Consider the following 515-nt stretch of genomic DNA (forward strand, 5'->3'; position numbering starts at 1 on the left):
CGGCCATTGCCGCCCAACTGGCGGAAGCCCGGCAGGCGCACGACACCGTGCACGCGGAGCTGGCGGCCGAGCGCCAGGCGCACGCCGCCACGCGGGCGCGTTGGGAAGCGGGGCGGGGGGAACTGGAGGCGGCGGGTCGCCAGCTGGCGGAACTGCGCACCCAATTCTCGACCGAGCTCGAGCGGGCCCGCGAGGCGGTGACGCTCGCGCAGGAACGCGCCGAGGCGAGCGAGCGGCGCAGCCTGCGCGAGCTGGACCAGGAGCGCACCGCGCGCCAGAAGAGTGAGCGCACGGCCGACGACCTGCGCGCCGAACTGGCGGCGGCACGCAGCGAGGCACGCGATGCCGCGGTGGCGCGGGCGGAGGCCCGGGCCAAGCTGGAAGCCCAGGCCGTGGCGCTGGCCGAGCGGCTCGCGGCCACCGAGCAGGCGCAGCGCAAGGCTGCGGGCGACCTGGACACCGTGCAGGCGGAACTCGCGGCGGCCCAGCGCCGGGCCGAGCGGGCCGAAGCGGAA

At 77.7% G+C, this 515-nt stretch carries 1 pseudogene; it reads left to right on the forward strand.

From position 1 onward, the window contains the following. Window positions 1-515, forward strand: a pseudogene (locus tag CF68_RS38505) (KfrA protein); the annotation flags it as partial.

The sequence above is a fragment of the Cupriavidus sp. SK-4 genome, assembly GCF_000611125.1.
In the GTDB taxonomy this organism is placed as follows: Bacteria; Pseudomonadota; Gammaproteobacteria; order Burkholderiales; family Burkholderiaceae; genus Cupriavidus; species Cupriavidus necator.